Here is a 3,618-nt window from a genome sequence, read left to right on the forward strand (position 1 = left end):
CCCTTGTCTCCCTTGTCTCCCCCCTCTCCCTTGTCTTTCTTCCCTGCTCCCAGCTCGTCCCTGCTCCCTGCTCCCTATTTTCACCAACAACCCGCAACTTAGCCTTCCAGATCCGCTCTACAGAAGCGCAAATTCTCTCTTTGGAGATGCGTCCGGTTTCAACAGCAGTACAGACAGCTTGAATTGCGCCTTCAGGATCGACTGGCATCAGTAAAATATCTGCTCCAGCTTCCACTGCAAGTACAGGCGCTTCGTTGGCTCCATAGCGATTGGCGATCGCTCCCATCACCAAAGCATCGGTAACAATTAAACCCTCAAAACCCATGTTCTGACGTAGCTGTTGCGTTAAAATCTGCGATGAGAGGGTAGCAGGATGTTCTGCATCCCAACTGGGTATAAGTAAATGGGCGCTCATCACCGCATCTACCCCAGCCGCGATCGCCGCTTGGAAAGGTGGTAGTTCGATTTCTGCCAATCTTGCCGGAGAATGAGGAATGACAGGTAAATCTAGATGAGAATCAGCAGCCGTGTCCCCATGCCCAGGAAAATGCTTAGCTGCTGTGAGTACGGGATAAGATTTTGCCCCTTGAATATAGGCACTAGCTAGCTGGCTGACGATCGCTGGATTGTCGCCAAAGGAACGGACGTTAATCACAGGATTGTCAGGGTTGTTGTTGACATCTACTACAGGAGCAAGCACCCAGTTAATTCCAACTGCTAAGGCTTCTTGAGCGGTAATTGCTCCCATTTGAGATGCATACGTTTGAGCGAGACTGAGGTTGTGGGATGCGATCGCCCCTATAGCCATTGGTGGAGGAAACCAAGTTGCACCAGCAAAACGCTGTCCTACCCCTTCCTCAATATCTGCGGCAATCAATAACGGAATTGTCGCCCAGGATTGCAATTGTTGCGTTTTTAAAGCGATTTCTGCCGCACTTCCACCCAACAGGATCGCACCACCTACACCTAGTTCTACCAACCGCTTGAGCTTATCAGCAGTTGGTTCCCAGCTAGGATAGAGAATTTGGTGGTCGAACAAGTAGCCAGAAGCTCTCACCACAAGCATCTGAGCCACTAGTTCTATCAAGGAAAGAGAATCGAGATTAGGTAGCGATCGCATGAACGGGGATTATGGATTGCGGATTAGGGGTTAGGTTGATAGTTGAAGGTTAACACTCAATTCTCAACTGTCAACTACCAACTACCCATTACCCATTACCCATTACCATCGTCACCGCCAAGTTGGAGCTGGGGTAACCGTACCATTAGGCATGATTGTCGCTCTATATCTAGCCCCTCGTGAATTGACTAAATCCATAATTGCCCCTCTGAGGTTAGCACCTTCTAAGTTAGCAGCCATTAAACCAGCACCAGTCAAGTTTGAGTTGACGAGAACAGCAGACTTGAGGTTTGCGCCAATCAGTAATGTCTCAAATAAATTAGCACTTGAAATATTTGCTGTCTCCAGATTTGCATCGCTTAAATCTGCACCTGCCAGAATAGAACGAGATAAGTTAGCACCTTGAAGATTGGCATTACGCAAATTGGCTCTGCTGAGGTTTAAGTTATTCAGGGGTGCGTTACTTAAGTCACATCGAGGACAAGCATTTGTCCGTTTTAATTGTGCTAGGTCTTGGGGATTATAAGCCTGAGCTGAAGCCATGAAACAAAGAGGAGCTAGCAAAGTAACGGTAGCAAGAATCGAAATTTTCATTGTCTAGATAACTTAATAATCATGTGTTGATGATTTGTGGCTGCTGGAGCCAGGCATAATAATTCGCGCTCCCGACTCAAAATCAGAGCGCCTCAAATAGTTCGGTTTAACAGAGTTGCTCAGAAGCAAGACTCTAATTATAAGATTCCCAAATCTGCTCCTTTGTTTCCCTTTTTAGCCGTAGTAACTAGGTTCATTACCAGGTTTCCACTTAATATTGCATCCAACACTAGGCTTTTGCTCGGTTGGCACGGGACGCGAGGCAAGAATTGCATCAATAGCAGCTCGTAAATCTGCACCCGTAACAGGCTTACCATTACTAGGACGGCTATCATCTAACTGTCCGCGATAAACTAATTTTTGCCCTGCATCGAACAAAAAGAAATCTGGAGTGCAAGCAGCAGTATAAGCCTTAGCTGTTTCCTGGCTTGCGTCATAGCATACGGGAAATAGAAAATCTAATTCCACTGCCATTGCTTTGAGCTTTTCTGGAGCATCATCGGGGTAGTTGTTAATATCATTGGCACTAATAGCAACTATCCCTACATTTTGGTGATTGTAATCTTTACCGAGTTGTGCTAATTCCGTTTTCACGTGTTTGACAAAAGGGCAATGCTGACAGATGAACATCACTAACAAAGCCTGTTTGCCAGCAAATGTAGATAAAGAGATCGTGTCGCCAGAAACAACATCTGGAAGTTGAAAATCTGGGGCAAGAGTCCCCAGTGGCAACATAGTAGAAGCTGTTAAAGCCATAACTTAAGAACTCATAAGTTAAAATTTTCTATTACTCATTTTCTGGATGATAACCAATCGCTGTTAAAGTACAGGGGGTGTAAAGTACAGTAGTTTTCAGCAAGAGCAGTCGAATTAGCTCATATTTATCGTCTCCAGATTTAAAATCTTACAGTAAAAGATATTACAAGATTTAGTGTTGTGCGATGCCTGCGGCAACTAATTCTACACAAAAAATCAGTACATTCGATTCAGAATGCGATCGCGCCCGAGTCAATCGTAGGTGACTTTATTATGGTGATGTTGGTTGCGGTTGAGGCTGATTTTGGGGTTGTTGGGTGTTTTGCGGCTGCTGTTGTGCTTTCAGGGCTTCTTGAGCCGTCATCCCCTCACCGCCATTACCAAAAAACCAAATTGCTGATGCAGCTTCGGCACGGGTAACGGGTTTTTTCGGCTGTAACAATGTGGTATATCCGAAAACCCTGCGAATATTCGACTGCTCTCCGTTTTGAAAATCTGCGATTACCGCACGTAAAGCTTTAGGATCGATCCGCGCTGCATCTTGGAACCCCCATGATTCTTTGACAGCCTCTAAGGAGGCGTTAGGCAAGGCTTGGCGGGTATCTAGAGGGACTTTCCAAAGAATCAACTGTTCCCGCGTTAACGGGGCATCAGGACGGAATAAAACCGCCGTTCCGTCTCCTGACAAGGAACTGGGAATTAACCCGGCTTCCGCGAGTCCCTGGATAACGGAGAAATCAGGATCGTTTCGCGGTACATCTCGAAATGCTGGTTGAGCTGCGGCTGATGCACCTCGAATTTGTAGCGCTGGACGAGTGGCTTGAATGCGATTATTGGCTTCAAACAACCAACGAGCAAATTCCCGGCGGCTGACGATCTTACTTGGATTGAACTGGCGGACGGGATCGGCTTGGCTGCTTTTGGCGTTAGTTGGTTCCAGGGGCAAAACACCCAAAGCCGCCAGATCTGTAATATATTGTTGCAATTCTTGAGGGGCTTGGCTTAGGTCGTTGAAGCTTCGCTCGGCTGTGTCAGAAGTGACTGAGTTACCTGTTTGTGTCTGAGCTGAGTTTTCCCCGCTGGTTTGGGGTGAGGGTGTAGGAGTGGCGGCTGTAGCTGGAGCATTTCGCTGATACTGAATGGTAAAT

The 3,618-nt window shown here is 46.7% G+C and carries 4 protein-coding genes; all 4 read right to left on the reverse strand.

Annotated features, from left to right (window positions below):
• On the reverse strand, positions 1 to 1,120 hold a 1,120-nt coding region (locus tag C7Y66_RS30160), incomplete at its 3' end, for a glycoside hydrolase family 3 N-terminal domain-containing protein (RefSeq protein WP_304529371.1).
• A gap of 111 nt (positions 1,121 to 1,231) precedes the next feature.
• On the reverse strand, positions 1,232 to 1,714 hold the full coding sequence (locus C7Y66_RS30165) for a pentapeptide repeat-containing protein (protein ID WP_106548348.1): 483 nt from the start codon (positions 1,712 to 1,714) through the stop codon (positions 1,232 to 1,234).
• A 174-nt stretch (positions 1,715 to 1,888) separates the two neighbouring features.
• Positions 1,889 to 2,470: a thioredoxin family protein gene (locus C7Y66_RS30170; protein WP_106548349.1), complete on the reverse strand. Its 582-nt coding sequence runs from the start codon at positions 2,468 to 2,470 to the stop codon at positions 1,889 to 1,891.
• 271 nt (positions 2,471 to 2,741) lie between these two features.
• The coding region (locus C7Y66_RS30175; protein ID WP_146149916.1) for an S-layer homology domain-containing protein at positions 2,742 to 3,618 on the reverse strand (877 nt) is incomplete at its 5' end.

Source organism: Chroococcidiopsis sp. CCALA 051 (assembly GCF_003015105.1).
In the GTDB taxonomy this organism is placed as follows: domain Bacteria; phylum Cyanobacteriota; class Cyanobacteriia; order Cyanobacteriales; family Chroococcidiopsidaceae; genus Chroococcidiopsis; species Chroococcidiopsis thermalis.